We start from the raw sequence: 23,293 nt of genomic DNA on the forward strand, positions 1-23,293 counted from the left end.
CCGGCACTCAGCGGCTGTCGAGCGCGAGCTTGGCGCCGAAGGCGACCAGGACCGTGCCGGTGATGCGGTCGGTCACCTTGGCGACGGCGTCGCGAGCGAGCCAGAGGGCCGCGAAGCCCGTCGCCAGGATGATCACGGTGAACCACGCCATGCCCATGACGTTGTGGACTGCGGCGAGCAGGACGCCCATGAGCAGCGGGGAGACGCCGTCGGGGACGAACTGGGGGATCGTCGCCAGGTAGAAGATGCCGATCTTCGGGTTGAGCAGGTTGGTCCACAGCCCGGTGGCGAACCCGTGCCAGACAGAGGCGCGCTGCGGGTCGACGGACCTGACCGGTGCTGCGTCGCGGGGTCGCAGGCTGACACGCAGCAGGTGGATGCCGAGCCACACCATGTACGCGGCCCCCGCCAAGGTCAGGATCCGGTACGCCACCTCGGACGCGGCTTGCAGCGCGGAGGCTCCGACCGCGGCGGCGACGCCCCAGACCAGGCAGCCTGTGTTGATGCCGGCCGCGGCGGCGAAGGCGTACCCGCGCCCCCGGCTGATCGCGGACCGCAGCACGAGGGCGGTGTCGATGCCGGGGATGATCGTCAGCAACCCGGCGACCACGGCGAAGCCGAGCACGGCCTGTCCGATGGTCACGCGAGTCTCCGGTTCGGTGCGCACGGGCGCGGGTGGCTGTGGCCTGAGACCGTCGTGCGCCACTCCCGGCCGATCGTGCAGGAACGAGGTCGACGTGACCCTAGCGCGGTGCGAGGCTCGCCCGGGTAGGACGAAGCCCGCCCGGGATCCCGGGCGGGCTTCGTCTACGAGATGGTCAGCCGACCTTCTGGATGTCCTTGACACCCGAGAAGGAGACGACGGAGCCGGGGACGTCCTGGACGGTGAACACGACGTTGCCGGTGTCACCGGTGGTGAGGTCCAGGATGTCGGTGCCGTTCGACTGGGAGACCATCGCCAGCGGAATCAGGGCGTCGGTGTCGACGGCCGCCGAGTACTGGCCGGCGGTCAGCTCGGTGCCGACGAGCCAGTCGCCGTTGCCCAACTGTGCCGGGGCGGTCCCGGGGACCTGGGTGGTCGACACGATGTCCGTGCAGCCGTCGAACGAGGCGACGGAGCCCGGGATGTCCTGGACGGTGAAGATGACCGAGCCTTCGGTCGCCGTGCGGATGTCGAGGATGTCCTCGCCGTTCTTCTGGCTCACTGAGCACAGGTCGAAGAACGAGGCCTCGACGCTCGCGCGGTACTGACCGGGAGCGATGTCGGTGCCGACGATGTAGTCGCCTCCGGTGAGGCCGGCCGGGGCCTCCTCGACGGGGGCCTCCTCGACGGCGGCGGCCGGGGCGTCCTCGACGACGACGGCAGCCGCGGGAGCGTTCGTGGCGTCTGCGGTCTCGTCGTTCGAACCGCCTCCGCCCGCGATGTTCCAGACGACGGCCAGTGCAGCGACCGTGCCGATCCCGGTCAGGACCTTGTGGCGGAGGAACCAGTTGCGGTTCGCCTTGGTGACGGCCTTCGCCTCACGGGCGAGGCGCTTGGCGTCGGCCTTGGTGACGGGGGACTCGTCCGGGACGGGCAGCGTGGTGGTGGGGCTCTCGGGCGTGGTCATGGGGTGCTCCTCGATAGGTGCCGAGCGCTGCGTGCGCGCACGACGGGGGCAGGCGGATGGGCTAGGACAGGGAGTGGTCAGCAGCGTGTCCTTGCTCCGTCACGGGAGTCTGTGCACGCCGGGTGCTGCCCGCCGGATGGCGGGCTGAGTGGTTATGTCAAAAATCTACCGGCCATCGATACGTCCGAAAACGGACCTAGGTCCTACGCCGGCTCGTTGCAGCGCGGGACCGGATCAGACTCCGCGAGGAGGAGCTCGGATCCGCGATCAGTCAGTCGGTCGCGGAGGGGAACGACCGCCGCGCCACGACGATCACGACCAGGCTCAGAGCGAGCAGCCCGGCGCCGACGAACGGCAGTGCGCCGAGCCCGGGGCCGACGAGCACGAGCGCGCCCAGGGCTGCACCGCCGCCGATGCCGATGTTCGCGGTCGAGTTCACCAGGGCGCCGATGACGTCGGGGGACGCGCCGCGGGTGCGGATGGCGGCGGCCTGGAACACGGACGCCATCGCCCCGAACGCACCGGACCACACGGCGGCGGCGACGAGCACGCCGGGTCGTGACGGGAAGGCGAGCCCCAGCGCCAGCAGCCCGAGGGCCATCACGACGTGCACGACGAGGGTGCCGCGGCGGGGGTTGCGGTCGAGCGAGACGGCGGCATACGCGGTGCCGACGAGCCCGACGGCGCCGAGGCCGAGGAGCACGGGACCGACGGCGGTCTCGGTGAGACCGGTCGCGAGCAGGATCACGGACACGTACGTGTAGACGGTGTACTGCGCGAGGTAGGTGAGCGTGTTGGCGCTCGAGACGATGCCGAGCCGCCGGCGACGGTCGGTGCGGGTGTGGTCGGCGTGCGGGGCGTCGTCGCCGGAGACCGCCGGGAGCAGCGTCGCGACGAGCACGGTGGCCAGCGCGCACCCGGCCGCGAGCACCAGGAACCCGTTGCGCCACCCGACGGCGGTGCCGAGCGCGGTGGACAGCGGCACGCCGAGCACGAGCCCCGCCGACGCCCCGGCGGTGACCAGCGCGAGCGCGCGGCCGGTGACCTGCGGGAGCACCAGCCGGGACGCGTACCCGATGCTCAGCGAGAAGAAGAGCGCATGCGCGATGCCGCCGACCGCGCGCCCGGCGGCGACGAGGCCGAACGACGGCGCGATGCCGACGAGCGCGTTGCTGACCGTGTAGGCGGCCAGGGTGACCAGGAGCAGTCCTTTGCGGGGCAGCCGGCGCGTACCGAGGGTGAGCGGGATCGCGAGCGCCGCCACCATGAACGCGTACACGGTGACGAGCAGCCCGGCGACGGACTCGGTGACCTCCAGGTCGGTGCTGATCTGCGGCAGCAGCCCGACCGGGACCAGCTCGGTGGTGATCGCGACGAACGTGGCGAGCGTGAGGGCGACCAGCCCACCGGCGGCCTCGCGGACCGTGCCCGGGCGCCAGGTGATCGGGTCGGTGCGGGTCACCGGGGCATGCTCGCACGAGCCCCGGTCGGGCTCGGCCTCACAGGGCTCGCTGCCACTCGGCGTCCACGCTCGCCTGCCGGAAGCCGATCGCCACGTTGATCGCCAGCATGTGCGTGTTCTCCTGCGCGTTCCACGTGTGGATGCGCTCGGCGTGCGGGCGGACGTCGGCGAGCGCGTCGAGGACGGCGATCTTGGCCAGCATCCCGAGCCCGTGGCCGCGGTGCTCGCGCAGGACCAGGGTGTCGCCCTGGAGCACGACGGCCGGCCTGTCGAGCGGGTACCGCACCTCCGAGAAGCCGGCGAGGGCCCCGGTGGGCACGTGCTCGACGACGGCCACGAGGAAGCCCTGCCCGCGGCGGCGGATGTCGGCGCCGTCGGCGACGACGCGGTCGGCGTCCCACGGGTCCTCGGTGACCTCGAGCCCCGCGGAGGGGGCGTCGGTGCTCATCCGGGTCCTGAGGACGGCCAGGCCGTCGAGCCACCGCGCCGCGAACTCGTCCTGCATCAGGTGGACGCGGTAGTCGTCGCCGGGATCGCGTCGCAGGTGGTCCACGGCGACCGGCAGGTCCAGCACCGAGTGGCGGACCACCTGCTCGAGGGTGAACCCGCGGGCGAGTGCGAACCGGGTGGCGTCGTCATGTGCGGGGATCCGGCCGCTGCCCGTGGGGGACTCGAGGGCGTCCGCACCGGGGGGCGGCTCGGTCCGGTAGGAGGTGTCGGAGATCACGACGCGGCGTCCGGCCGCCCGGGCGAGGTCGAGGCCGGCGTCCCAGAGCGCCGACCCGATGCCGCGTCGCCGCCAGTCCGGGTGCACGCCGACGTAGACGACGGCCAGGTGCGAGTTGCCCACGAGCGGCAGACCGATCATGGCCCGGCCGACGACGGACCCGGGGACGTGCGGCAACCCGGCGGGGACGGCGACGAGCCGATGAACCTTGCGGTGCGGCTCGGTCAGGGTCGCGCGCGTGGTGGGGACGTCGAGGGAGAAGTCCGTCGACCCGTGGATGGCGACGTCGACGGCGTCCCCGACCTGGACCGTCCCCTCCACGGCCCAGGCGTCGGGGTGGTCCGGGTCCGCGGGGACGTGCACGAGGTCGACCATCCGGTCAGCCTCGCGCGCCGTCCCCGCGGCGGGCAACGTCAATGCCCTGTCACGACCGCACCAGGAACGCCTCGATGCGGTCGAACGCCCCGACCCAGGCGTGCTCGGCGAAGAAGTCACGCAGCTCGACCGAGGGGAAGCCGGTCTGCACGACGGACATCAGCGTGCCGTCGCCCTGCGCCTCGAACGTGACCTCGACCTGCGTGGTCATCGTCGTGCCGTCGGGGCTGCTGCCGGAGGACTCCGTGACCAGCCGGTGCGGGCGGTCGATGACGAGGAACGTCTGGGTCTCGCGGAAGAGGTTGTCGCGGTCCGGCCCCCACGCGGCGGTCTGCTGCCCGCCGACGCGCAGGTCGACCTCGATCTCCACGATGCCGGGCTCCTCGTCGAGGATCGAGAACCAGATCTTCTGCTTCTCGGCGTCGGTGTAGGCGTCGAACACCTGCTCCGGGGTGGCGGGCAGGACGCGCGTCGCGCGCAGCTCGAGGGTGGTGTCGGTCGTCATCGGTCCGTACCTCTCTGCAGGGTGAAGTAGGCCTCGAGACCGTCGAGCCGACGCTCCCAGAGCCGCTGGTAGAAGGAGATCCATGCCATGGCGTCGTCCAGTCGTTCTTCGCCGAGGCGGCACTGCCGGGACCGGCCGATCTTCTCGGTGCGGACCAGGCCGGCGTCCTCGAGGACCCGGACGTGCTTGGTCATGCCCGTGAGGGTCATGCCGTGCGGCTCGGCGAGCTCCCCGATGCTGGCGGGGCCCTCTCCGAGCCGGGTGAGGATGTCGCGCCGGGTCGAGTCGGCCAGGGCCGAGTAGATCCGGTCGAGAGTCTCATGCTGAACCATGTGGTTCACCATACGACACTGAACCGATCGGTGCAATGACGGGCCGTAGGATCAGGGTGTGCGAGCGATCAGAGGGAAGGTCGGCGTCGTCGCGGCCCTCGTGCTCGCGGTGGCTCTGGCGTTGTCGGCGCTCGCAGGTCTCGGCACGCGGCCCACCGGGATCCCCGACGACGGACCGTGGGCGGTGCAGCTGTCCGAGCCGGAGGGCAACTTCGACTCCTGTCTCGACGACCCCGCGCTGACCAGCCCGACGACGTGGGGCTCGACCGTGACGGCGGTGTTCGCGACGGGAGCGACAGAGGCGGACGTGCAGCGCGTGCTCGACTGTCTCGACGACGCGATGACCGGCGGGACCGTGCAGGTCGGGACCGTCGAGCCGGTCGACGCGTAGCGAGCCGGCTCAGCCCTGCTCGAGCTCGCGCACCAGCCAGACGATCTCGCCGGCATCATCGACCGTCACGTGGTCGCGCCGGAACCCGAGCTTGTCCAGCACCCGCAACGAGGGGGCGTTCCACGACCGCACGGTCGACCAGATGCGCGTCCGACCGGTGGCGAAGGCGGCATCGACCACCGCCCGGGCGGCCTCGGTGGCGTACCCATGACCGTGCGCGGACGGCAGCAGCTCGTACGCGATCTCGGGCTCGTCGAGCGTGCCGCGGCCGACGATGATCGCGCAGTACCCGAGCGCCTCGTCGTCGTCGCGACGCCGCAGCACCCGGGCGCCGATCCCGTCCGTCTCGACGACGACCGTCATGGCGGCGATCCGTTCACGCGCGTCGTGGACGGTGAAGGTCCCGGTCCCCCGCGTGGTCAGCAGCTCCGCGAGCCACGGGGCGTCGGACTCGACCTCCGGCGTGAGGACCAGCCGCTCGGTCTCCAGACGCAGCGGCATCGGCGCGTAGCCGGTCATCGGTCGGTCATGGCCAGCTTGGCGCCGAGCGCGACGAACGCTCCCGCGAACGTGCGCCGCATCCACAGGACCACTCGCGGCCGGGAGACGACCTGGGACCGGACGGCGGCAGCGAACGCGCCGTAGACGGCGAACACGACGAACGTCATCGCCATGAACACCCCGCTCAGCGCCGCCATGTGCAGGAGCGCGCCGGGCTCGTCTGGGTGCACGAACTGCGGCAGGAACGCGAAGAAGAAGATCGTCAGCTTCGGGTTGAGCACGTTGAGGAGGACCGCGGACCAGATGACGCGCCCCGCGGAGAGCGGCTCGTTCCGCCCGCTCACGACGATCTCCGACCGGTCCCGCCACATGCGCACGGCCATGTACAGCAGGTACGCGACGCCCAGGAGCTTCAGGGTCTGGAACGCGACCGCGCTGGTGTTGAGCACCGCGGCGAGCCCGGTCATCGCGGCAACGACGTGCGGCACGATGCCGAGCGTGCACCCGAAGGCCGCGACCAGGCTGGCGCGCGTGCCGCGCGAGAGGCCGGCGCTGAGCGTGTAGATCACGCCGGTGCCAGGGGTCGCGACGATGACGAGAGTCGTCAGCAAGAAGGCCACGGACATGGCCAGCAGTCTGCCCTCGCGTGCTACCGGGTGGCCAGGACCTCGTCGAGCACGGTCCGCAGCCGCACCGCGACGTCGTCGGGCGTACCCGCGGGCAGGTCGTCGACGTCGAACCACGCGACCTGCTCGCTCTCGTCGCTGACCACCGGGACGGCGTCGGCGGGGGCGTAGGCGACGAACCCGACGTCCCAGTGCGTCCGGCACCGACCGAACGCGGAGGCGAGCTCGTGCCGGTGCACGTCGACCGGGAGCCGTCCTCCCGCACGAAGGTCGGCGATCCCGCCCTCCTCGCGCGCCTCGCGGTACGCGGCGTCGGCCAGCGAGACGTCGTCGGGCTCCAGGTGCCCGCCCAGCTGCACCCAGAACTGGCCCTTGCGGTGGAAGCAGAGCAGCACCCGGGACAGGTCGGCCGTGAGGACGAAGCAGCTGGCCGTCAGGTGCGCGGGGGCCAGCGACCGGTCGACCGCGGCCGCTCCGGAAGCGGCGACGAACGCCCGGTACTCCTCCAGCAGCGCCGCCTGGTCGGGGCTGCGCGGGGTCCACTCGTCGAGCACGTCGGAGATCACCGCGGAAGCGTACGGTGCCGTCATGACGCTCGAGCGGCGGACCGCGCGCCTGCTGATGCGGCAGTGGACAGAGGCGGACCTCGAACCGTTCGCGGAGCTGAACGCCGACCCCGAGGTGATGGAGTACTTCCCCGGCACCCTCACGCGGGAGGCCAGCGACGCGCTCGCTGCCCGTGCATAGGCACGGCTGCGGGAGAACGGCTGGGGACTGTGGGCGCTCGAGGTGGACGGCCGGTTCGCCGGGTTCACCGGGCTGGCGAGGCCGTCGTGGGACCCGTCGATGGTCGAGGTCGGCTGGCGGCTGCCGCGCTGGGCCTGGGGGCACGGGTACGCCACGGAGGCGGCGCGCGAGGCGCTCGCCGTCGGCTTCGACGAGGTGGGCCTGACCGAGATCGTCTCGTTCACCGCGGTGTCCAACGAGCGATCGCAGGCGGTGATGCGTCGGCTGGGCGTGACCCGGGACCCCGCCGACGACTTCGACTACCCGACCATCGCCGAGGGGCACCCGCTGCGGCGCTCGGTCGTGTACCGGATCCGGGCGCCCCTGAGTGGCCGGTCGACACGCCCCGGGACATACTCGCCACCGTGACGACCCCCCAGGATGCGACAACCCAGCCCGCCGCCGAGCAGCGCGACGGCGGCGGTCCCCTGCGCACGGCGGTCATCGTCAACCCGAACCGGGTGGAGGGGCTCGACGACCTGCGCGCCGGCATCACCAAGCAGCTCGCCGAGGCCGGCTGGCCCGAGCCGGAGTGGCTCGAGACGACCGCCGACGACCCGGGTACCGGGCAGGCGAAGCAGGCCGTCGAGGACGGCGCCGCGGTGGTGTTCGTGGCCGGCGGCGACGGCACCGTGCGGGCGTGCATCGACGGGCTGGCGGGCACGCAGACGGCGCTCGCGATCCTGCCGGGCGGCACGGGCAACCTGCTGGCGACCAACCTCGGCGTCCCCACCGACACGATCGAGGGCGTGCAGCTGGCCCTGGACCGCGGCCGCCGCGTGGTAGACCTGGGCGAGGTCGAGGGGAAGACGTTCGCCGTCATGGCGGGCATGGGCCTGGACGCGGCGATGGTCGACGACGCCCCCACCAAGCTCAAGGCCGTGCTCGGTCCGGTCGCGTACGTGTTCTCCGCGCTCAAGCACCTCAATGACGCCGAGATGAAGGTCGAGGTGCAGGTCGACGACTATCCCGTCCTGCGTCGGCGCGCCCGCACCGTCATCGTCGGCAACGTCGGACGCCTGCAGGGCGGGGTCAACCTGCTGCCCGACGCGGAGCCCGACAACGGCCAGATGGACGTCGCGGTGCTCGCCCCGCGCAACCTGGGGCACTGGATCCAGACGGCGTTCGGGGTCCTGCGGCCGGGCCGCCACAAGGTGCCCAACATGGAGGTGCTGCGCGGGTCGCGGATCACCGTGACCAGCGACCGGCCGCAGCCGCGCCAGCTGGACGGTGACGTCATCGACCCCTCCGCGACCCTCGACGTCACGGTCCGCCCCGAGGCCCTGTGGGTGTGCGTCTACCAGCCGGACACCTCGGAGGACCTGACCGAGGGCTCCTGAGCGGTCAGACCGGGAGCCCGGCCACCTGGTCGGCGCTCAGGGAGAGTCCGAGGTCGCCGAGCACGTCGCCCAGCTCGTCGTCGCCGATCGTGCGGTCCTCCACCTGACCGGCGGGGGTGTCGACGGTGTACCGGCGCCCGATCAGGCAGCGGAGGCGTTCGTCGTCCTTGCGCAGCACCACGACCTGCACCACGAACCGGGACGTCGGTCGGTGCGAGGTGGCGAAGTTGGCGACCTCGACGTCGGCCAGGTAGGTGGTCTCCACCGGCATCGTGTAATGCGTCTGCCAGGCACCGTCGCGGTGCTCGTGCAGCTGCCACGCGCCGTCGTCGAGACGGACGGTCCGGAACGTCCAGCCGCCCTGCTGCGAGACGTGCCCGTCCACCAGCGGGACGGGTTCGAGCAACCCGGAGCCGAACCCGGTGTCGGCGAGCCAGTGTCCGTCGACCACCAGGACCAGGTGCGAGCGCGGCCGGGCGAGCACCTCGGGGTCGCCGATCCTCACCAGCCGCCGTTCGACGGAGAAGGCGAGCCGTTCGAGCGCGGCGGCGAGCAGGATCCCGTGCTCGTAGCAGTAGCCGCCGCGGCGGGCCGCGACCAGCTTGGCCTGGACGGCCGGCAGGTCGACGCTGACCCCGACGCCGAGCTGCACGTCGAGGTTCTCGAACGGGATCGCGGCGACGTGCGCGCGGTGGATCGCAGCCAGCGTCGCGTCCGGGGCGACGCCGATCCTGGCCAGGTACGCGTCGAGGTCGAGGCGGTCGACGCCCCAGGGGTCCGTCACAGCTCGTCGCGGGGGACGACGAGGACCGGGACGGGTGAGTGCCGGACGATCTTGGTCGCATGGGTGCCCAGGAACACGCGTCGGAGCGTACCGGCGCTGGAGGACCCGAGGACGAGCAGCTCGTTGGGCGTCCAGTCGACGGAGCTCAGCGTCTCGCTCCAGCTGGATCCGGACGCGACCACGAACGTCGTGTCAGGGTCGAGCTCGTCGGCGAGAGTGAGCGCGAGCGCCGACTGTGCCTGCGCCATCTGCTCGCGCCACTGCGCGGTGACCTCGGACTCGATGTCGGTGCCGATCTCCGGCGGGTACATCGGCGCGGAGCGGACCCCGAACGACGCGATCCGCAGCTGCACGTCGATCTCGCGGGTGAGCCGCGCGGCCCAGCGCACGGCCGACGCGGCGACGTCGGACCCGCTGAACGAGCAGGTCAACCGGTGCGCGGCGACGTCGGTCGTGCTCGGCGCGCACCGGTACGCGCGCGGGGCGATCGCCAGCGGGACCGGGGCGGAGTGCAGCAGGTGGTCGGCCGTCGAGCCGACGACGACGCGGCCCTCAGGGCCGTCGGGCGACGAGCCGAGCACCAGCGCCGTCGCATCCCGTTGCTCCGCGAGGGCGGCGAGCGCGCGGGGCGTCGAGCGGTCCGTCAGCCGGACGAACTCCACGGTCAGGTCGTCGGCGCGGCCTGCGATGACGTCGAGCGCCTCCGCCTCCGCCTCGTCCCCACGCGCCTGGACCCACTCCTGCATCTCGCCGTCGACGCGGGCCATGGAGGGCACGGTCCAGCCGGGCGGGATGACGGTGGCGATGACCAGCACGTAGGCGCCGGTCGCCTCGGGGAGCGTCCGGGCGAGCGTGATGCCGAGGTCGATCGCGCCGCGGATGTCGCCGAACGGGTTGGCGCCGACGACGATCGTCATCGCAGGTCCCCCTCGTGGACCAGGCCGGCATCGACCGCGCGCTGGAGCAGGGAGTGCTTGCGGCCCCACAGGAAGTAGAACGCGAGCACCACGCTGAGCCACAGCGCGAACCACACGTACGTGTACCAGTGCAGGCCGGACAGGATGTAGAGGCAGGCCAGGATCGCGAGCACGGGGGTGACCGGGTAGCCGGGGACCTTGAAGCCGCGCGGCAGGTCGGGGCGGGTGCGGCGCAGGATGATGACGCCCGCTGAGACGACCATGAAGGCGACGAGGGTGCCGATGGACACCAGGTCCCACAGGTAGTCGAGCGGGACGAACGCGGTGAGCAGGCCGACGACGACGGCGACGATGACCGTGTTGTTCACCGGGGTGTGGGTGCGGGGGTTGACCCGCGCGAACGCCCGCGGCAGCAGTCCGTCGCGGCCGATGGCGAACAGGATGCGCGTCTGCCCGTACATGGTCACCAGGGTCACCGAGAAGATCGAGATGACTGCGCCGGCGGACAGGATGGTGCCCGGCCAGGTCGCCCCGACCACTTCCTCGAGGATCTTGGCGAGCCCGGCTTCCGCCTGCTCGGGGTCGCTGAACGCCTGCCACGGTTGGGTGCCCAGTGCGGAGACGGCGACCAGGACGTAGATCGTGGTGACGATCGCCAGGGCGCCGAGGATGGCGCGCGGCATCGTCCTCTGCGGGTCGCGGACCTCGTCGCCGGCCGTCGAGATGGCGTCGAGACCGATGAACGTGAAGAAGATCGTCCCCGCGGCGGCGGTGATGCCGGTGATGCCGTTCGGGGCGAAGTCCGCGAAGTTGTCGGCGCTGAAGCCGGTGAACGCGATCGCGACGAACAACAGCAGGACCGCCAGCTTGATGATGACCATCACGGCGTTGACCGTGGCGGACTCGGACGCGCCCCTGATCAGCAGGACCGCGCACATGGCGACCAGGATCAGGGCCGGCAGGTTGATGATGCCGGGGTCGGCGTCCCAGGGTGCGGCGGACAGCGCGGTCGGGATCTGCCAGCCGAACAGGTTGTGCAGGAGCTGGTTCAGGTAGTCGCTCCACCCGACCGCGACGGCCGCCGTCGAGACGCCGTACTCCAGCAGCAGGCAGGCCGCGACACCCATCGCGACCACCTCGCCGAGCGTCGCGTAGGCGTAGGAGTACGTCGACCCGGAGACCGGTACCGCCGAGGCCATCTCGGCGTACGACAGGGCGGAGAGGCCGGCCGCGAGCCCGGCCAGGAGGAACGAGATGATCACCGCCGGGCCCGCGTCGGGCACCGCCTCGTGCATGACGAAGAAGACACCCGTGCCGACCGTCGCGCCAACGCCGAACATCATCAGGCCGAACGTGCCGATGGACCGCTCGAGCCCCTCGCTCGACCTCACGGACGCGGCGGTGATGGGCTTCCTGCGCCACAGCTGCGCCCTCAAGGTCGACTGCGGAACGGTCATGGACGGGCCTCTCCAAGAGGGCCCACATCCCCCGGGCCGTCGCCGTGTGTGTCAGCCACGGTAGGAGTCGGGTGGAGAAGCGGCAAATCCCTGCCGGTCGTACAGGGGGCTCACAGGAAAGACCCGATGAGACGGTCGCTCAAACCGGTCACGGCCGATGTCATTTGTCGCTACTGTCCGCGCATGATCACAACACTCGCCACCGAGGTGGCCAACACGACTGCCGCCGCCGGCGCCAGCGCAGGTGCGCTCGTCGGCGGCCTCATCGGCTACCTGATCCTCGCGTTCGCCCTCGTCGGCGTCTTCAAGAAGGCCGACGAGCCTGTCTGGCAGGCGTTCGTGCCGATCTGGAACTACATCGTCCTCATCAAGATCTCGGGCAAGCCGATCTGGTGGATCGTCCTGTTCCTGATCCCGATCGTGAACATCGTGATCATGGTCCTCGTCTTCCACGGCCTGTCGACCTCGTTCGGCCACGGCGCCGGCTTCACTGTCGGCCTGGTCTTCCTCAGCATCATCTTCCTGTACATCCTCGGCTACGACTCGAAGCCGTACCAGGGTGCCGCCGCCGGCGACCGCGTCGCCGGCTACGCCATCGCCTGACCGCGCTCTCCACGAGACGGCCGTACCCCCCGGGGTGCGGCCGTCTCGTGCGTGGGTCACCATCGCGGATGACGACTTTCGACGCTCTCGCCGATGAGGGGTTCATCTCCCTGACCACGTTCCGCAGGTCCGGCGTCGGTGTGCCGACGACCGTGTGGGTGGGCCGCGACGGTGACGCCCTGCTGGTGACCACCCCGCGGGGCAGCGGCAAGGTCAAGCGGCTCCGCCGGGACCCGCGCGTCTCGATGTCACCGAGCGGCCGGCTGGGGAAGGTCGAGGACGACGCCCCCACGGTGGCCGGGGTGGGCGAGATCCTCGACGACGACACCGCACGTGAGCGGTGCAACGAGATCCTGCAGGAGAAGTACGGCCTGGAGTACCGGGTGATGATGGGCCTCGAGAAGCTCGGCCGGAAAGGAGACGACAACCGCGTCATCCTGCAGATCACGAGGGCTGACCCGACGGCGTAGCCTGCCGCCGTGCCCCTGACCCACGCGGAGATCACCGCGATGTTGCGCGCCGCCGGCTGCGTGTTCGCCGAGGACGAGGCGGCGTTGCTCCTCGACGCGGCTGCGGGCGACGACCTCGAGCGGATGGTCGAGCGGCGGGTGGCCGGGGAACCGCTCGAGGTGGTCGTCGGATGGGCCGAGTTCTGCGGGCTCCGGATCGAGATCGACCCCGGCGTGTTCGTGCCACGGCGACGGACCGAGCTGCTGGTGCGGGAGGCGGCGCGCCTGGCGCGTCCGTCGGCCGACCCCGCCGTGGTGCTGGACCTGTGCTGCGGGTCCGGGGCCCTCGGCGTCGCGCTGGCGCACCGTCTCGGGTCCGTGTCGCTGTACGCCGCCGACGTCGAACCGGCCGCGGTCCGGTGCGCGCGGCGGAACGTCGGAGCCGTGGGCGGCCAGGTGTTCGAGGGGGATCTCGACGAGCCGCTGCCGGCGTCGTTGCGCGGGCGGGTCGAGCTGCTCGTCGCCAACGTGCCGTACGTGCCGACCGACGACATCGCGCTCATGCCTCCCGAGGCGCGCGTGCACGAGCCGCGGGTCACGCTCGACGGTGGTCCCGACGGGCTCGACGTCCTGCGGCGGGTCGCGTCCGTGGCGCCGCGCTGGCTGGCGCCGGGCGGGCACCTGCTGGCGGAGACCAGCGATGCCCAGGTCGCCGCGGCTCTCGACGTGCTCACCGCGGCCGGGCTGGCGGCACGGACGGTGTGGGACGAGGAGTCGGAGGCCACCGTGGTGGTCGGGACGCTGTCCCATGAGTGAGGTGGTCGGCCAGCTCGTCGCGCTCGCCGACCCGGAGCGGGCCGCGGGGATGGCGCGGTTCTTCCAGACCGGACCAGGGCAGTACGGCGATGGTGACCGGTTCCTCGGGCTGACCGTGCCGCAGGTGACGGCTGTCGCCAAGCAGCACCTCGCGATGCCCGTGGCGGAGCTGGAACGCCTGCTCGAGGACGAGCGGCACGAGGTGCGGCTGCTCGCCCTGAAGATCATGGCGTCGCAGTGCGCCGCGGCGAGGACGTCGTCGGAGCGTCGTCGGGAGCTGCTCGACCTCTACCTGCGGCGGACCGACCGCGTGAACGGCTGGGACCTGGTGGACGCGAGCGCACCGGACGTCCTCGGGCGCGCGGTGCTCGCCGGCCTGCCGACCGAGGTGCTGTACCGCCTGGCGGCGTCGGACGTGCTGTGGGAGCGACGCATCGCGATCGTCGCGACGTTCCGGCTGATCCGTGCCGGGTCCCTGGACCACACGTTCGCCCTGGCCGCGCTGCTGGAGGGCGACTCGCACGACCTCATCCACAAGGCGGTCGGCTGGATGCTGCGGGAGGCCGGCAAGCAGGACGAGCCGCTGCTTCTCGCGTACCTCGACGAGCACGCGGCGACCATGCCGCGGACCGCGCTGCGGTACTCGTTGGAGCGGCTGGAGCCCTCGGTCAGAGCCCACTACATGGGGCTGAGGAAGCGGCCCTAGCCGCCTGCGATCTCCAGCCAGTGCGGGTTGGTCATGATGCCGAGGAGGTTGCCGAACGGGTCGACCACGGACGCGGTGGTGAAGCCCTCTCCGCGCTCGCGGATCCCGTCGTGCTCCGTCGCACCCAGGGCGATCAGGCGCGTGAGGGTGCCCTCGAGGTCGTCGACGTGCCACGACACGACGGCGCCGCTGGGACCGCCGCCGTTCGGGACGTAACGGCGGTCGATGATGCCCAGCTCGTCGAGGTGGTCGCCGATCCGGAACTCGATGTACCCGTCGCGGGCGAAGTACGGCCCGAAGCCGAACAGCTCGGTGTACCAGGTGCGGGCGGCGGCGAGGTCGTCGGCGTAGAACGAGACGTTGGCAAGTCCCCGAAAGGTGTTCTTGGTGGTTGTCATGACTCCATCCTTCGCCGCTAAGTGCTCACCTTCTGAGCACTTTCTCTGCGACGCTTGAGGCATGCGCGCAGACCGGTTGGTGGCCACCCTCCTGCTGATGCAGGCGCGCGGGCGGGTGACCGCCGCCGAGGTGGCCACCGAGCTCGAGGTGTCCGCGGCGACGGCCCGGCGCGACCTCGAGGCGCTGTCCACGGCGGGCATCCCGGTCTACCCGCAGCCGGGGCGCGGTGGCGGGTGGTCACTCGTCGGCGGTGCGCGCACGGACCTCACCGGGCTGACGTCGTCGGAGGCGCAGGCGCTGTTCCTGCTGGTCGGGTCATCGTCCGACCGGTCGGCCGACGCGACGTCCGCCTTGCGCAAGCTGGTCCGCGCGCTGCCCGCGACGTTCCGCGCGGAGGCCGAGGCCGCCGGGCGCGCCGTCCTGGTGGACCCCGTCGGGTGGGGGTCCGCGGCCCGGTCCCGGCAGCCGTGGGTCGAGGAGCTGCAGGGTGCGGTCGTCCGGCGGCGGCAGGTCGCCCTGACGTACGCCGGCCGCTCGGGAGAATCGGTGCGGACCGTCGATCCGTGGGCGCTCGTCGACAAGGGCGAGGTCTGGTACCTCGTCGCCGGCACGCCCGCGGGGCGCCGGACGTTCCGGCTGGACCGGATCGTCGGTCTGTCGGTGCTGGACACCCCGGCGCCCCGGCCCGACGATCTCGACGTCGCGGGGATCTGGGAGTCGGTGGTCGACGAGGTCGAGCAGCGCCGCGGGCGCGTGACGGCGACTGTCCTGACCACGCCGTTCCTCGTGCGGGTGGTTCGGGACCAGTTCGGGCGGCACGCGTCGGTCGTCGGTCGCGGCAGCCTCGAGGGTGATGGTCGCGTGCGGCTGGAGGTGGCGTCGCACACCGCGCGGTCGGTTGCGGAGAAGCTCGCCGGGTTCGGGGCGGCGGTGGAGGTGCTGGAGCCCGAGTCGGTCAGGGACGAGCTCGCCGCGCTGGGTGCCGAGCTGGTGGCGCAGTACGTGACTGTCGGTGGGCGCGGCTAGCGTGCCGCGCATGATCACCGAGGGAACGTTCACCGTCAGCGGGTTCACCGGGGTGCCCATCGCGGAGGAGGGGCCGATCGTGACCGCGCTCGGCGTCGGCATCGCCACGATGGAGAAGCAGTACGCGGGCGGGGTCGAGGGCCGGTCGACCACGCTGTTCACGTTCGCGCACGACCAGGCGCGCGGCGTCGGCACCTATGTGGCCATGGAGTCGTTCGAGGGCAGCCTCGACGGTCGCGCCGGCACCTTCAACTTCGTGCACGCCGCGTCGACGAGCGGCACCGACCGCTACGCCGAGCACTTCCTGATTGCTCCGTCGAGCGGCACCGGCGACCTCGTCGGCATCGCCGGCAGCGGTGCCCTGGTGGTCGACGCGGACGGGACGCACCGGATGCGGTTCGACTACACGCTGGAGTGAGCTTGCGACCGTTCGGCACGCTCCTGCGCAGCGAGGGCCGACAAGGTCAGGAGCTGCTTGCGCATCATCACCAGGTCGCCCCACGCGAGGAGCCGGTTGCGGATCGCCGCCGCGCGGCTGGTCGGTCTCGTGCCACGGATGACCGCCACGAGCCTGCTCTGCTCGGGCCCCACGGGAACCGTCGCATACGTGAGGACGATGTCGCCGTACACCCGGGTGCTGAGCCCCGGCGCCATGCGGAAGGTCAGGTGCTCCCCGACGACGAACGACTCGAGCGTGAAGATCGTCGAGAACGTCTGCCCGACCTCCAGGTCCCACGTCCACGGCAGGGGCCGACGAGGGCTGCGACGGCCGGTGTTGTCGATCCAGTCGTAGCTGTAGGGCGCGACGCGGAACTGGCAGACCCACCTGAAGAGGACGTCCGCGGGGGCGGCGACATCCACGCCTCGCATCCACCGGTCCCCCGGGTCCGGCAGCAGGTGGTCGCACGGGTAGGTCCGCTCCTGCTCGGCACTCGTGACGCCCCAGGTCGTGGCGATGCTCATGGCTCCCCCTGCCGTCGTCGAGGCGACCCACGCTAGGGCGGTCGTGGTGCGTGCGCACTGGTCTCTCAGCGGGCACACAGCCCCGTCCCGACCCCACGCCTCCACAGACCCCGCGGCGGGCTCCTGTTCGTCGGCGGCGCCGCGGGCACTCGCTCGGCCGGTCGATCCCGATACGCTCGCCACCGTCGTCGACGAACCGACGGGAGGAGCCCCATCACCGTGATCGCCACCGTCCTGGACGCAGCCGTGTCCGACGAGCCGTGGCTCGTGATCGTCGCGACGCTCGGCCCGCTGGTGGCGGCGATCGGGGCGATCGGCGCGCTGATCATCGGCATCCAGACCGTGCGCCAGCGCACGGCGGCCGATGCCCAGACGCAGTGGTGGGCCCGGGTGCAGTGGGCGGCCGGCCTGGCGCTCGAGGCCGACGAGAGCAAGCGGTCCGTGGGGTTCGACGCTCTCGCGCTGCTGGCGTCGTCACCGCTGGCCGGGCCGGACGACGCCGCGTTCCTCGCGGGGCTGTCGTTCGACGTCCTGGGGGAGGTCCGGGACCGGGGCGTCGTCGACGACGTGGACTTCGTGCCGGTCGGCGACGAGCCGTTCGTGCGGACGTCCGACGCGCGGCCGGTGGTGGAGGTGACGCGGTCCGAGGTGTCCGCGGCGAAGCTGCGCGTGGTCGCCGACCGTGGCCGGGGGCGCGCGACGCCCCCGTGGATCGCCCGGCTCGCCGCGACCGCGTCAGGTTCCTGACGAGCGCCGAGTCCTGAGGCGCTCGCGCGTGGACGTCGAGCCTCGTCGGAAAGCGCGGTAAACACTTACTGCCCTGTCACCGTTTCTATTGACACGTGACACCAACCCGGTACCTTTTGTCCTGGCCGGCAACAAATGTCGGCTCTCGGCGCCAACGGCGGTGCCCCCTCGTGTGCGGGGACCCGTCGTGCGACGTGCCCTGAACGCAGAGAGGTCGCCCGATGCACCTTGCCAGGCAGAGCCCCGCACGTTCCCGTCGCAGGCGGACGGTGACGGCCCTCGCCGCACTCGCCGTCGCGCTCGTCCCCCTGGTCGCGGCCCCCGCCGCGCAGGCGGCCCCGCCCGTCGACCTCGGCCCGAACACGATCGTGTTCGACCCCAGCCAGCCGATCGAGCAGATCCAGGCCACGGTCGACGCCATCGCGACGCAGCAGGTGCCCGCGCACTTCGGTGAAGGGCGGTACGCGCTGCTGTTCAAGCCCGGCACGTACGGCACGCCCGAGCAGCCGCTGCGGTTCGAGGTCGGCTACTTCACCGAGGTCGCCGGGCTCGGTCAGGACCCGGGCGACGTCGTCATCAACGGCGCCATCGAGGTCTACAACCAGTGCCTGCCGGTGCCCGAGGGTGCCCCCGCGAACTGCCTCGCGCTGGTCAACTTCTGGCGCTCGCTGTCCAACCTGACCATCCAGTACGCGGCCGGCGACGCCGACGGCTGCCGCAGCTCCGCCAACTTCTGGGCCGTCTCGCAGGCCGCCCCCATGCGCCGCGTCAACGTGACGGGCGCCAACGTGAGCCTCATGGACTACTGCACCGCCGGCCCGCAGTACGCGTCCGGTGGCTTCATCGCCGACTCGACGCTGCCCTACGTGGTCAGCGGCAGCCAGCAGCAGTTCCTCGTCCGCAACGGCTCGGTGGCCGGCTGGAGCAACAGCGTCTGGAACCAGGTGTTCGCGGGCGTCCAGGGCGCTCCCGCCACGGACTGGGTGGTGAACAAGTACACGACGCTCGACACCACGCCCGTCTCCAAGGAGAAGCCGTACCTCTACCTCGACGACGCCGGGAAGTACCAGGTCTTCGTCCCGTCGGCGCAGAAGGACTCCGCCGGAGCCACGTGGGCGACGGGCAGCACGCCCGGGACGGCGATCCCGCTCAGCAAGTTCTTCGTCGCCAAGCCCGGTGACAGCGCCGCGAAGATCAACTCCGCGCTGGCGCAGGGCAAGAACGTGCTGCTCACCCCGGGCGTCTACCGCGTGAACAAGACGCTCAACGTGCTCTGGCCGAACCAGGTCGTGCTCGGCCTCGGGCTGGCGACGATCATCCCGGACAACGGTGTCGTGGCCATGCAGACGCTCGACGTCCCCGGCATCGACATCGCCGGGATCATGTTCGACGCCGGCACGGTGAACTCCCCGGCGCTGCTCCGGCTGGGTACCAAGGTGTCGACGCTCGACGGCAAGCTCACGAAGCCGCTCCTGAGCAGCGCGAACAACCCGACCGCCGTGCAGGACGTGTTCTTCCGGATCGGCGGCGAGGACGTCGGCAAGGCCACCCAGAGCCTGGTGGTCAACACGAACCAGACGATCATCGACCACACCTGGGCGTGGCGGGCCGACCACGGCACCGGCGTCGGCTGGGACGTGAACACGGCGGAGACCGGCGTGCTGGTCAACGGCAACGACGTCACCGCGACGGGCCTGTTCTCCGAGCACTACCAGAAGTACAACGTCATCTGGAACGGCGAGCGGGGCCGGACCATCATGTTCCAGAACGAGCTGCCCTACGACGCGCCCGACCAGGCGTCCTGGCAGCACGACGGCGTGAACGGCTGGGCCGCCTACAAGGTGGGCGACAAGGTCAAGGTGCACGAGGCCTGGGGCATGGGCGCGTACATCTACACCAACGTGAACCCGACCCTGCACGCCACCCGGGCGTACGAGGTGCCGGTCACGCCGGGCGTGAAGCTGCACAACGTGCTGACGGTCTCGCTGAACGCGGCGGGCACCATCGACCACGTCGTCAACGACACGGGCGACCCGGTGACGCCGACCTTCGCGGGGCCGAGCACGGTGCTGGAGTGGCCGGTGCCCTGACCTGAGGGCGGCACGGACGGGGGGCCCGACCCGGTGCGGTCGGGCCCTTCGTCGTCTGCTCAGTCGTCCGGCAGCGCGAGGCCGAAGATCCGGCGCTGCGGTGGGGCGAGGGTGTCGGCGCCGGGCTCGGGGGCCGGGAACCCGCCCGCGCGGGGTGGCCCGACCCAGAGCCGCCACCCGGCCCCGTCGCGGTACACCTGGCCCAGCGTCGCGAGGTGCGCGCGGCCCGCGGCGGCAATCTGCGCGCGCACGGACTCCTCGTGCGACGGTGGGACGAAGCCGACGGTGTGGTTGCGGCACACGAGCACGACGTGCTCGCCACCCTCCGTCTCGAACGTGAGGTCGACGCGGACCGGTGCCGACGAGCCGCGCTCAGCACCCGTCAGCGCCGCGGACAGGCCGATCTGCAGCGCGGCCGCCTCGCCGGCGACGAAGCCGTCGCCCACGTCCGCGGTGACCCTGCCCCGACGCGTGAACATCCCCACGGCACCAGGGTCCCACCTGCACCTGGGTCCAGGCGCGTGTGAACCCGACCCTGCCCCCCGCCGCGTCCCAGAACCGCGCGATGGCGGGGAGGTCGGAGGCGGGCATCCGTCCACGCGAGAACTCGTCGGAACATCGTGTCGAAGGACGCCGTCGCCGATCGACGACAGGGTGAAGGACCCCGGACCGGCACTAGCGTCGGACGGGCACCCAGCCGAAGGAGACAACCATGAAGGTCCTGGTCATGATCAAGGGCGAGGGCGTCGACGAGGACAGGGCCGCTCCCACCGACGAGATGTTCGCGGTGATGAACGTCTACAACGAGCAGCTGGTGAACGCCGGGATCATGCTCGGCGGCGGGGGGCTCCAGCCCAGCAGCAAGGGCGCCAAGGTTGTCTGGGACACCCGCGGGGAGGTCTCCGTGGTCGACGGCCCGTTCGCGGAGTCGAAGGAGATCATCGCGGGGTACTGGATCTGGCAGGTGAGCTCGCTGGACGAGGCAGTGGAATGGGCCAGGCGCTGCCCGTCCACCGCGGGGATGCGCTCCGAGCTGGAGATCCGGCCGTTCTACGAGATGGAGGACTTCGCCCAGGTGGTCTCCCCGGGGATCCTCGCGAAGGAGCAGGCCCTGCTGGACCGGGTCCAGGAGCAGCACGGCTGATGACCGACGCGCGGCGGACGGTCGAGGTCATCTGGCGGATCGAGTCGCCGCGCCTCATCGCCGCCCTCACCCGCCTGGTCCGGGACGTCGGCCTGGCCGAGGAGCTGGCGCAGGACGCGTTCGTCACCGCGCTGGAGCAGTGGCCGGTCACGGGCGTCCCGGACGAGCCCGGTGCGTGGCTCATGGTCACGGCACGGCACCGGGCGATCGACCTGATCCGACGGGAGCAGAACCGGGCCGCCAAGTACGCGGTCGTGGCTCACAGCCTGGCCGACGTCGAGGCTGCCGACCGGATCGTCGACGAGCCGATCGGCGACGACCTGCTGGCTCTCGTGTTCCTCACCTGCCACCCGGTGCTGCCACGGGAGTCGCGGATCGCGCTGACGCTCCGCCTGTTCGGTGGCCTCACGACCGACGAGATCGCCCGCGCCTACCTGGTGCCCTCGCCGACCATCGGGCAGCGGATCTCCCGCGCCAAGCGCACGCTCGCGGAGGCTCACGTCCCGTTCGAGGTGCCGCAGGCCGACCAGCTGCCGACGCGGGTGAGGTCGGTTCTCGAGGTTCTGTACGTGATCTTCACCGAGGGTCATTCCGCGACGTCGGGCTCCACGTGGGTCCGTCGGGACCTCGCCGACGAGGCGATGCGGCTCGGTCGGGTCCTCGCCGGCCTCCTGCCGCGCGAGCCGGAGGTCTTCGGGCTCGTGGCCCTGATGGAGCTCCAGGCGTCGCGGTTCGACGCCCGCGGCGACGGCGTGCTGCTCCAGGACCAGGACCGTCGACGCTGGGACCGCACGCTGATCGAGCACGGCATGGCGGCCCTGGACCGGGCGACGACGCTCGGTCGGCCGCTCGGTCCGTACACCGTGCAGGCGGCGATCGCGGCGTGCCACAGCCGCGCGGGCCGGTTCGAGGACACCGACTGGGAGGCGATCGTGGCCCTCTACGACGCGCTCGCGCAGCTGTCCCCGTCCCCGGTGGTCGAGCTCAACCGCGCGGTCGCCGTCCTGCACGCCGACGGACCGGAGGCCGCGCTGGTCGCGCTCGACGCGATCCGGCACGACCCGCGGCTCGCCCGCTACCACCTGCTCGGCGCGGTGCGGGCGGACGTGCTGGCGCGCCTCGGGCGGACCGACGAGGCCGCCGAGGAGCTCGAGCGGGCCGCCGCACTGGCGCCGACGCAGCGGGAGCGGAACCTGCTGATGGCCCGCTCTGCGGCCGTCGCGGAATCTCCCGCGCTCGATGTCGGAGGCGACTGACACGATGACGGACATGACTGAGGAGACGAAGGGAGCTGTCGTCGCCGAGGAGCGGCCCGGCTGGCGTCGCGAGGTCACGCTCTTCCTGTCGGGGCAGACGATCTCGCTGTTCGGCTCGATGCTCGTGCAGTACGCGGTGATGTGGCACCTGACCCTGGAGACCAAGTCCGGCGGGGTCATGGCCCTGTACGCGGTGTTCGGCTTCCTGCCCCAGGCCGTCATCTCGATCTTCGGCGGCGTCTGGGCGGACCGGCTGGACCGCAAGAAGCTGATCATCGGCGCGGACGCCACCATCGCGATCGTCACCCTGGCGCTGGCGATGTTCATGGCGGCGGGTGCGACCGACCTGTGGCTGATCTTCGTCGCCATCGCGATCCGCTCGGCCGGCGCGGGGATCCAGATGCCTGCCGTCGCGGCCCTGCTGCCGCAGATCGTGCCGACGGACAAGCTCATGCGGGTCAACGGCATCAACGGCACCATCCAGTCCGCCATGATGCTCGTCGCGCCCGCCGCGGCTGCCGCTGTCTACGCAAGCATGTCGATCGTGGCGGTGTTCTACATCGACGTCGTGACCGCGGTCATCGGCATCGGCCTGCTGCTGCTCGTCACCGTTCCCCGGCTGGTCCGCTCGGAGGAGACAGCGCACCTCGGCTACTTCGACGACCTGGTCGGGGGCGTGAAGTACGTGGTCACCCACACGTTCGTCCGCTGGATCCTCGTCCTGTACGCGGTCGTGTTCGTGCTCATCGTCGCCCCCTCGTTCCTGACCCCGCTGATGATCGTGCGGACGTTCGGCGAGGAGGTGTGGAAGCTCACCGTCAACGAGCTCGCGTTCAGCATCGGGATGGTGCTCGGTGGCGCGGCCGTCGCGGCGTGGGCCGGAACATGGAACCGCGTGCGGATGATCCTGGTCTCGACCCTGGTGTTCGGCGCCATCTCGATCGGCCTCGGGCTGTCCACGAACCTCTGGGTGTTCTTCGCGTTCATGTTCCTGCTCGGCCTGTCCGTGCCGGCCTTCTCGACGCCGTCGTTCACCGTGCTGCAGGAGACCGTGGAGCCCGAGATGCAGGGGCGGGTGTTCGGGTTCGTCGGGATCGTGATGGCGCTGTCGATGCCGTTCGGCATGGCGGTGTTCGGGCCGCTGGCGGACACGTTCAGCGTCGAGTCGCTGCTGATCTTTGCCGGTGTCGCGCTGCTGCTCGTCGTGGCGCTCGCGCTGGCCGTGCCCGGTGGTCGCCGCGCGGTGCGGGCCGCGAACGAGCACGCGACGGTCTGAGCGCT

28 protein-coding genes and 1 pseudogene are annotated in these 23,293 nt (G+C 71.5%); 14 read left to right on the forward strand and 15 right to left on the reverse strand.

The window, feature by feature from the left end; all coding sequences use genetic code 11:
• Positions 1–7: 7 nt before the first annotated feature.
• The 6 genes from ASG23_RS11695 to ASG23_RS11720 all read right to left on the reverse strand — a co-directional run bounded on the left by ASG23_RS11695 (position 8) and on the right by ASG23_RS11720 (position 5,011).
• Positions 8–643: a LysE family translocator gene (locus tag ASG23_RS11695; protein ID WP_056026203.1), complete on the reverse strand. Its 636-nt coding sequence runs from the start codon at positions 641–643 to the stop codon at positions 8–10.
• Positions 644–818: 175 nt separating this feature from the next.
• Positions 819–1,610, reverse strand: a complete 792-nt coding sequence (locus ASG23_RS11700; protein WP_056024925.1) for a hypothetical protein — start codon at positions 1,608–1,610, stop codon at positions 819–821.
• 271 nt (positions 1,611–1,881) lie between these two features.
• A complete protein-coding gene (locus ASG23_RS11705; RefSeq protein ID WP_056024928.1) occupies positions 1,882–3,072 on the reverse strand; it encodes an MFS transporter in 1,191 nt (396 codons plus the stop codon).
• 37 nt (positions 3,073–3,109) lie between these two features.
• Entirely contained in the window at positions 3,110–4,174 is a 1,065-nt protein-coding gene (locus ASG23_RS11710) for a GNAT family N-acetyltransferase (RefSeq protein ID WP_056024930.1), read from the reverse strand.
• Positions 4,175–4,223: 49 nt separating this feature from the next.
• The gene (locus tag ASG23_RS11715; protein ID WP_056024932.1) at positions 4,224–4,679 is read right to left on the reverse strand and encodes an SRPBCC family protein; all 456 of its coding nucleotides are present in this window, start codon (positions 4,677–4,679) and stop codon (positions 4,224–4,226) included.
• Positions 4,676–5,011, reverse strand: coding sequence for an ArsR/SmtB family transcription factor (locus ASG23_RS11720; protein WP_056026206.1), 336 nt, complete (start codon positions 5,009–5,011; stop codon positions 4,676–4,678). The genes ASG23_RS11715 and ASG23_RS11720 overlap by 4 nt, the downstream gene beginning before the upstream one ends.
• 58 nt (positions 5,012–5,069) lie before the next feature.
• Between ASG23_RS11720 and ASG23_RS11725 the strand changes: the two genes are divergently transcribed.
• Positions 5,070–5,402: a hypothetical protein gene (locus ASG23_RS11725; protein ID WP_056024935.1), complete on the forward strand. Its 333-nt coding sequence runs from the start codon at positions 5,070–5,072 to the stop codon at positions 5,400–5,402.
• A 9-nt stretch (positions 5,403–5,411) separates the two neighbouring features.
• Here ASG23_RS11725 and ASG23_RS11730 read toward each other — a convergent pair whose 3' ends face one another.
• The 3 genes from ASG23_RS11730 to ASG23_RS11740 are packed head-to-tail and all read right to left on the reverse strand — an operon-like array spanning position 5,412 to position 7,095.
• Entirely contained in the window at positions 5,412–5,921 is a 510-nt protein-coding gene (locus tag ASG23_RS11730) for a GNAT family N-acetyltransferase (RefSeq protein ID WP_056024938.1), read from the reverse strand.
• On the reverse strand, positions 5,918–6,529 hold the full coding sequence (locus ASG23_RS11735; RefSeq protein ID WP_056024941.1) for a LysE family translocator: 612 nt from the start codon (positions 6,527–6,529) through the stop codon (positions 5,918–5,920). The genes ASG23_RS11730 and ASG23_RS11735 overlap by 4 nt, the downstream gene beginning before the upstream one ends.
• A gap of 23 nt (positions 6,530–6,552) precedes the next feature.
• Positions 6,553–7,095, reverse strand: a complete 543-nt coding sequence (locus ASG23_RS11740; RefSeq protein WP_235521042.1) for an NUDIX hydrolase — start codon at positions 7,093–7,095, stop codon at positions 6,553–6,555.
• A gap of 55 nt (positions 7,096–7,150) precedes the next feature.
• Between ASG23_RS11740 and ASG23_RS20315 the strand changes: the two are divergent.
• Positions 7,151–7,684, forward strand: a pseudogene (locus tag ASG23_RS20315) (GNAT family N-acetyltransferase).
• Complete coding sequence (locus ASG23_RS11750; protein WP_056024946.1) at positions 7,681–8,655, forward strand: diacylglycerol/lipid kinase family protein; 975 nt, start codon at positions 7,681–7,683, stop codon at positions 8,653–8,655. Before ASG23_RS20315 ends, ASG23_RS11750 begins: the two are co-directional and overlap by 4 nt.
• A 4-nt stretch (positions 8,656–8,659) precedes the next feature.
• Here the strand turns inward: ASG23_RS11750 and ASG23_RS11755 are convergent, their stop codons facing one another.
• From ASG23_RS11755 to ASG23_RS11765, 3 genes are read right to left on the reverse strand one after another with little or no spacing between them, the layout of a single operon-like run.
• The gene (locus tag ASG23_RS11755) at positions 8,660–9,439 is read right to left on the reverse strand and encodes an arylamine N-acetyltransferase family protein (RefSeq protein ID WP_056024948.1); all 780 of its coding nucleotides are present in this window, start codon (positions 9,437–9,439) and stop codon (positions 8,660–8,662) included.
• On the reverse strand, positions 9,436–10,356 hold the full coding sequence (locus tag ASG23_RS11760; protein WP_056024952.1) for a universal stress protein: 921 nt from the start codon (positions 10,354–10,356) through the stop codon (positions 9,436–9,438). Before ASG23_RS11760 ends, ASG23_RS11755 begins: the two co-directional genes overlap by 4 nt.
• Positions 10,353–11,813, reverse strand: a complete 1,461-nt coding sequence (locus ASG23_RS11765; RefSeq protein WP_056024954.1) for an APC family permease — start codon at positions 11,811–11,813, stop codon at positions 10,353–10,355. Before ASG23_RS11765 ends, ASG23_RS11760 begins: the two co-directional genes overlap by 4 nt.
• Before the next feature lie 183 nt (positions 11,814–11,996).
• Here ASG23_RS11765 and ASG23_RS11770 point away from each other — a divergent pair, with 183 nt between their 5' ends.
• The 4 genes from ASG23_RS11770 to ASG23_RS11785 all read left to right on the forward strand — a co-directional run bounded on the left by ASG23_RS11770 (position 11,997) and on the right by ASG23_RS11785 (position 14,387).
• Complete coding sequence (locus ASG23_RS11770) at positions 11,997–12,416, forward strand: DUF5684 domain-containing protein (protein WP_056024956.1); 420 nt, start codon at positions 11,997–11,999, stop codon at positions 12,414–12,416.
• A 68-nt stretch (positions 12,417–12,484) separates the two neighbouring features.
• Entirely contained in the window at positions 12,485–12,886 is a 402-nt protein-coding gene (locus tag ASG23_RS11775; protein ID WP_056024958.1) for a PPOX class F420-dependent oxidoreductase, read from the forward strand.
• Positions 12,887–12,925: 39 nt separating this feature from the next.
• Positions 12,926–13,681: a putative protein N(5)-glutamine methyltransferase gene (locus ASG23_RS11780; RefSeq protein ID WP_056026208.1), complete on the forward strand. Its 756-nt coding sequence runs from the start codon at positions 12,926–12,928 to the stop codon at positions 13,679–13,681.
• On the forward strand, positions 13,674–14,387 hold the full coding sequence (locus ASG23_RS11785; RefSeq protein ID WP_056024960.1) for a DNA alkylation repair protein: 714 nt from the start codon (positions 13,674–13,676) through the stop codon (positions 14,385–14,387). The genes ASG23_RS11780 and ASG23_RS11785 overlap by 8 nt, the downstream gene beginning before the upstream one ends.
• On the opposite strand, the gene ASG23_RS11790 is transcribed toward ASG23_RS11785, so the two are convergent.
• On the reverse strand, positions 14,384–14,785 hold the full coding sequence (locus ASG23_RS11790; protein WP_056024963.1) for a VOC family protein: 402 nt from the start codon (positions 14,783–14,785) through the stop codon (positions 14,384–14,386). The genes ASG23_RS11785 and ASG23_RS11790 overlap by 4 nt on opposite strands.
• 61 nt (positions 14,786–14,846) lie before the next feature.
• Here ASG23_RS11790 and ASG23_RS11795 point away from each other — a divergent pair, with 61 nt between their 5' ends.
• Both ASG23_RS11795 and ASG23_RS11800 read left to right on the forward strand, forming a co-directional pair.
• Positions 14,847–15,812 (forward strand): helix-turn-helix transcriptional regulator, encoded by a 966-nt coding sequence (locus tag ASG23_RS11795; RefSeq protein WP_056024966.1) that lies wholly within the window; start codon positions 14,847–14,849, stop codon positions 15,810–15,812.
• 10 nt (positions 15,813–15,822) lie between these two features.
• A complete protein-coding gene (locus ASG23_RS11800; protein WP_056026210.1) occupies positions 15,823–16,230 on the forward strand; it encodes a DUF3224 domain-containing protein in 408 nt (135 codons plus the stop codon).
• Here ASG23_RS11800 and ASG23_RS11805 read toward each other — a convergent pair.
• Complete coding sequence (locus ASG23_RS11805) at positions 16,215–16,775, reverse strand: hypothetical protein (protein ID WP_056024968.1); 561 nt, start codon at positions 16,773–16,775, stop codon at positions 16,215–16,217. The genes ASG23_RS11800 and ASG23_RS11805 overlap by 16 nt on opposite strands.
• A gap of 219 nt (positions 16,776–16,994) precedes the next feature.
• Here ASG23_RS11805 and ASG23_RS11810 point away from each other — a divergent pair, with 219 nt between their 5' ends.
• Positions 16,995–17,522 (forward strand): hypothetical protein, encoded by a 528-nt coding sequence (locus tag ASG23_RS11810; RefSeq protein WP_056024971.1) that lies wholly within the window; start codon positions 16,995–16,997, stop codon positions 17,520–17,522.
• Positions 17,523–17,743: 221 nt separating this feature from the next.
• Entirely contained in the window at positions 17,744–19,612 is a 1,869-nt protein-coding gene (locus ASG23_RS11815; RefSeq protein ID WP_056024974.1) for a hypothetical protein, read from the forward strand.
• 59 nt (positions 19,613–19,671) lie between these two features.
• Here the strand turns inward: ASG23_RS11815 and ASG23_RS11820 are convergent, their stop codons facing one another.
• Positions 19,672–20,097, reverse strand: coding sequence for a hypothetical protein (locus tag ASG23_RS11820; protein WP_157465630.1), 426 nt, complete (start codon positions 20,095–20,097; stop codon positions 19,672–19,674).
• 227 nt (positions 20,098–20,324) lie between these two features.
• Here ASG23_RS11820 and ASG23_RS11825 point away from each other — a divergent pair, with 227 nt between their 5' ends.
• Genes ASG23_RS11825 through ASG23_RS11835 form a run of 3 tightly spaced genes read left to right on the forward strand, consistent with a single transcriptional unit; the run spans position 20,325 to position 23,288 of the window.
• The gene (locus ASG23_RS11825) at positions 20,325–20,756 is read left to right on the forward strand and encodes a YciI family protein (RefSeq protein ID WP_056024980.1); all 432 of its coding nucleotides are present in this window, start codon (positions 20,325–20,327) and stop codon (positions 20,754–20,756) included.
• Entirely contained in the window at positions 20,756–22,012 is a 1,257-nt protein-coding gene (locus tag ASG23_RS11830) for an RNA polymerase sigma factor (RefSeq protein WP_056024983.1), read from the forward strand. The genes ASG23_RS11825 and ASG23_RS11830 overlap by 1 nt, the downstream gene beginning before the upstream one ends.
• A gap of 13 nt (positions 22,013–22,025) precedes the next feature.
• The gene (locus ASG23_RS11835) at positions 22,026–23,288 is read left to right on the forward strand and encodes an MFS transporter (protein ID WP_056026212.1); all 1,263 of its coding nucleotides are present in this window, start codon (positions 22,026–22,028) and stop codon (positions 23,286–23,288) included.
• Positions 23,289–23,293: the final 5 nt, after the last annotated feature.

It is taken from the genome of Cellulomonas sp. Leaf395 (assembly GCF_001424125.1).
GTDB lineage: Bacteria > Actinomycetota > Actinomycetes > Actinomycetales > Cellulomonadaceae > Cellulomonas.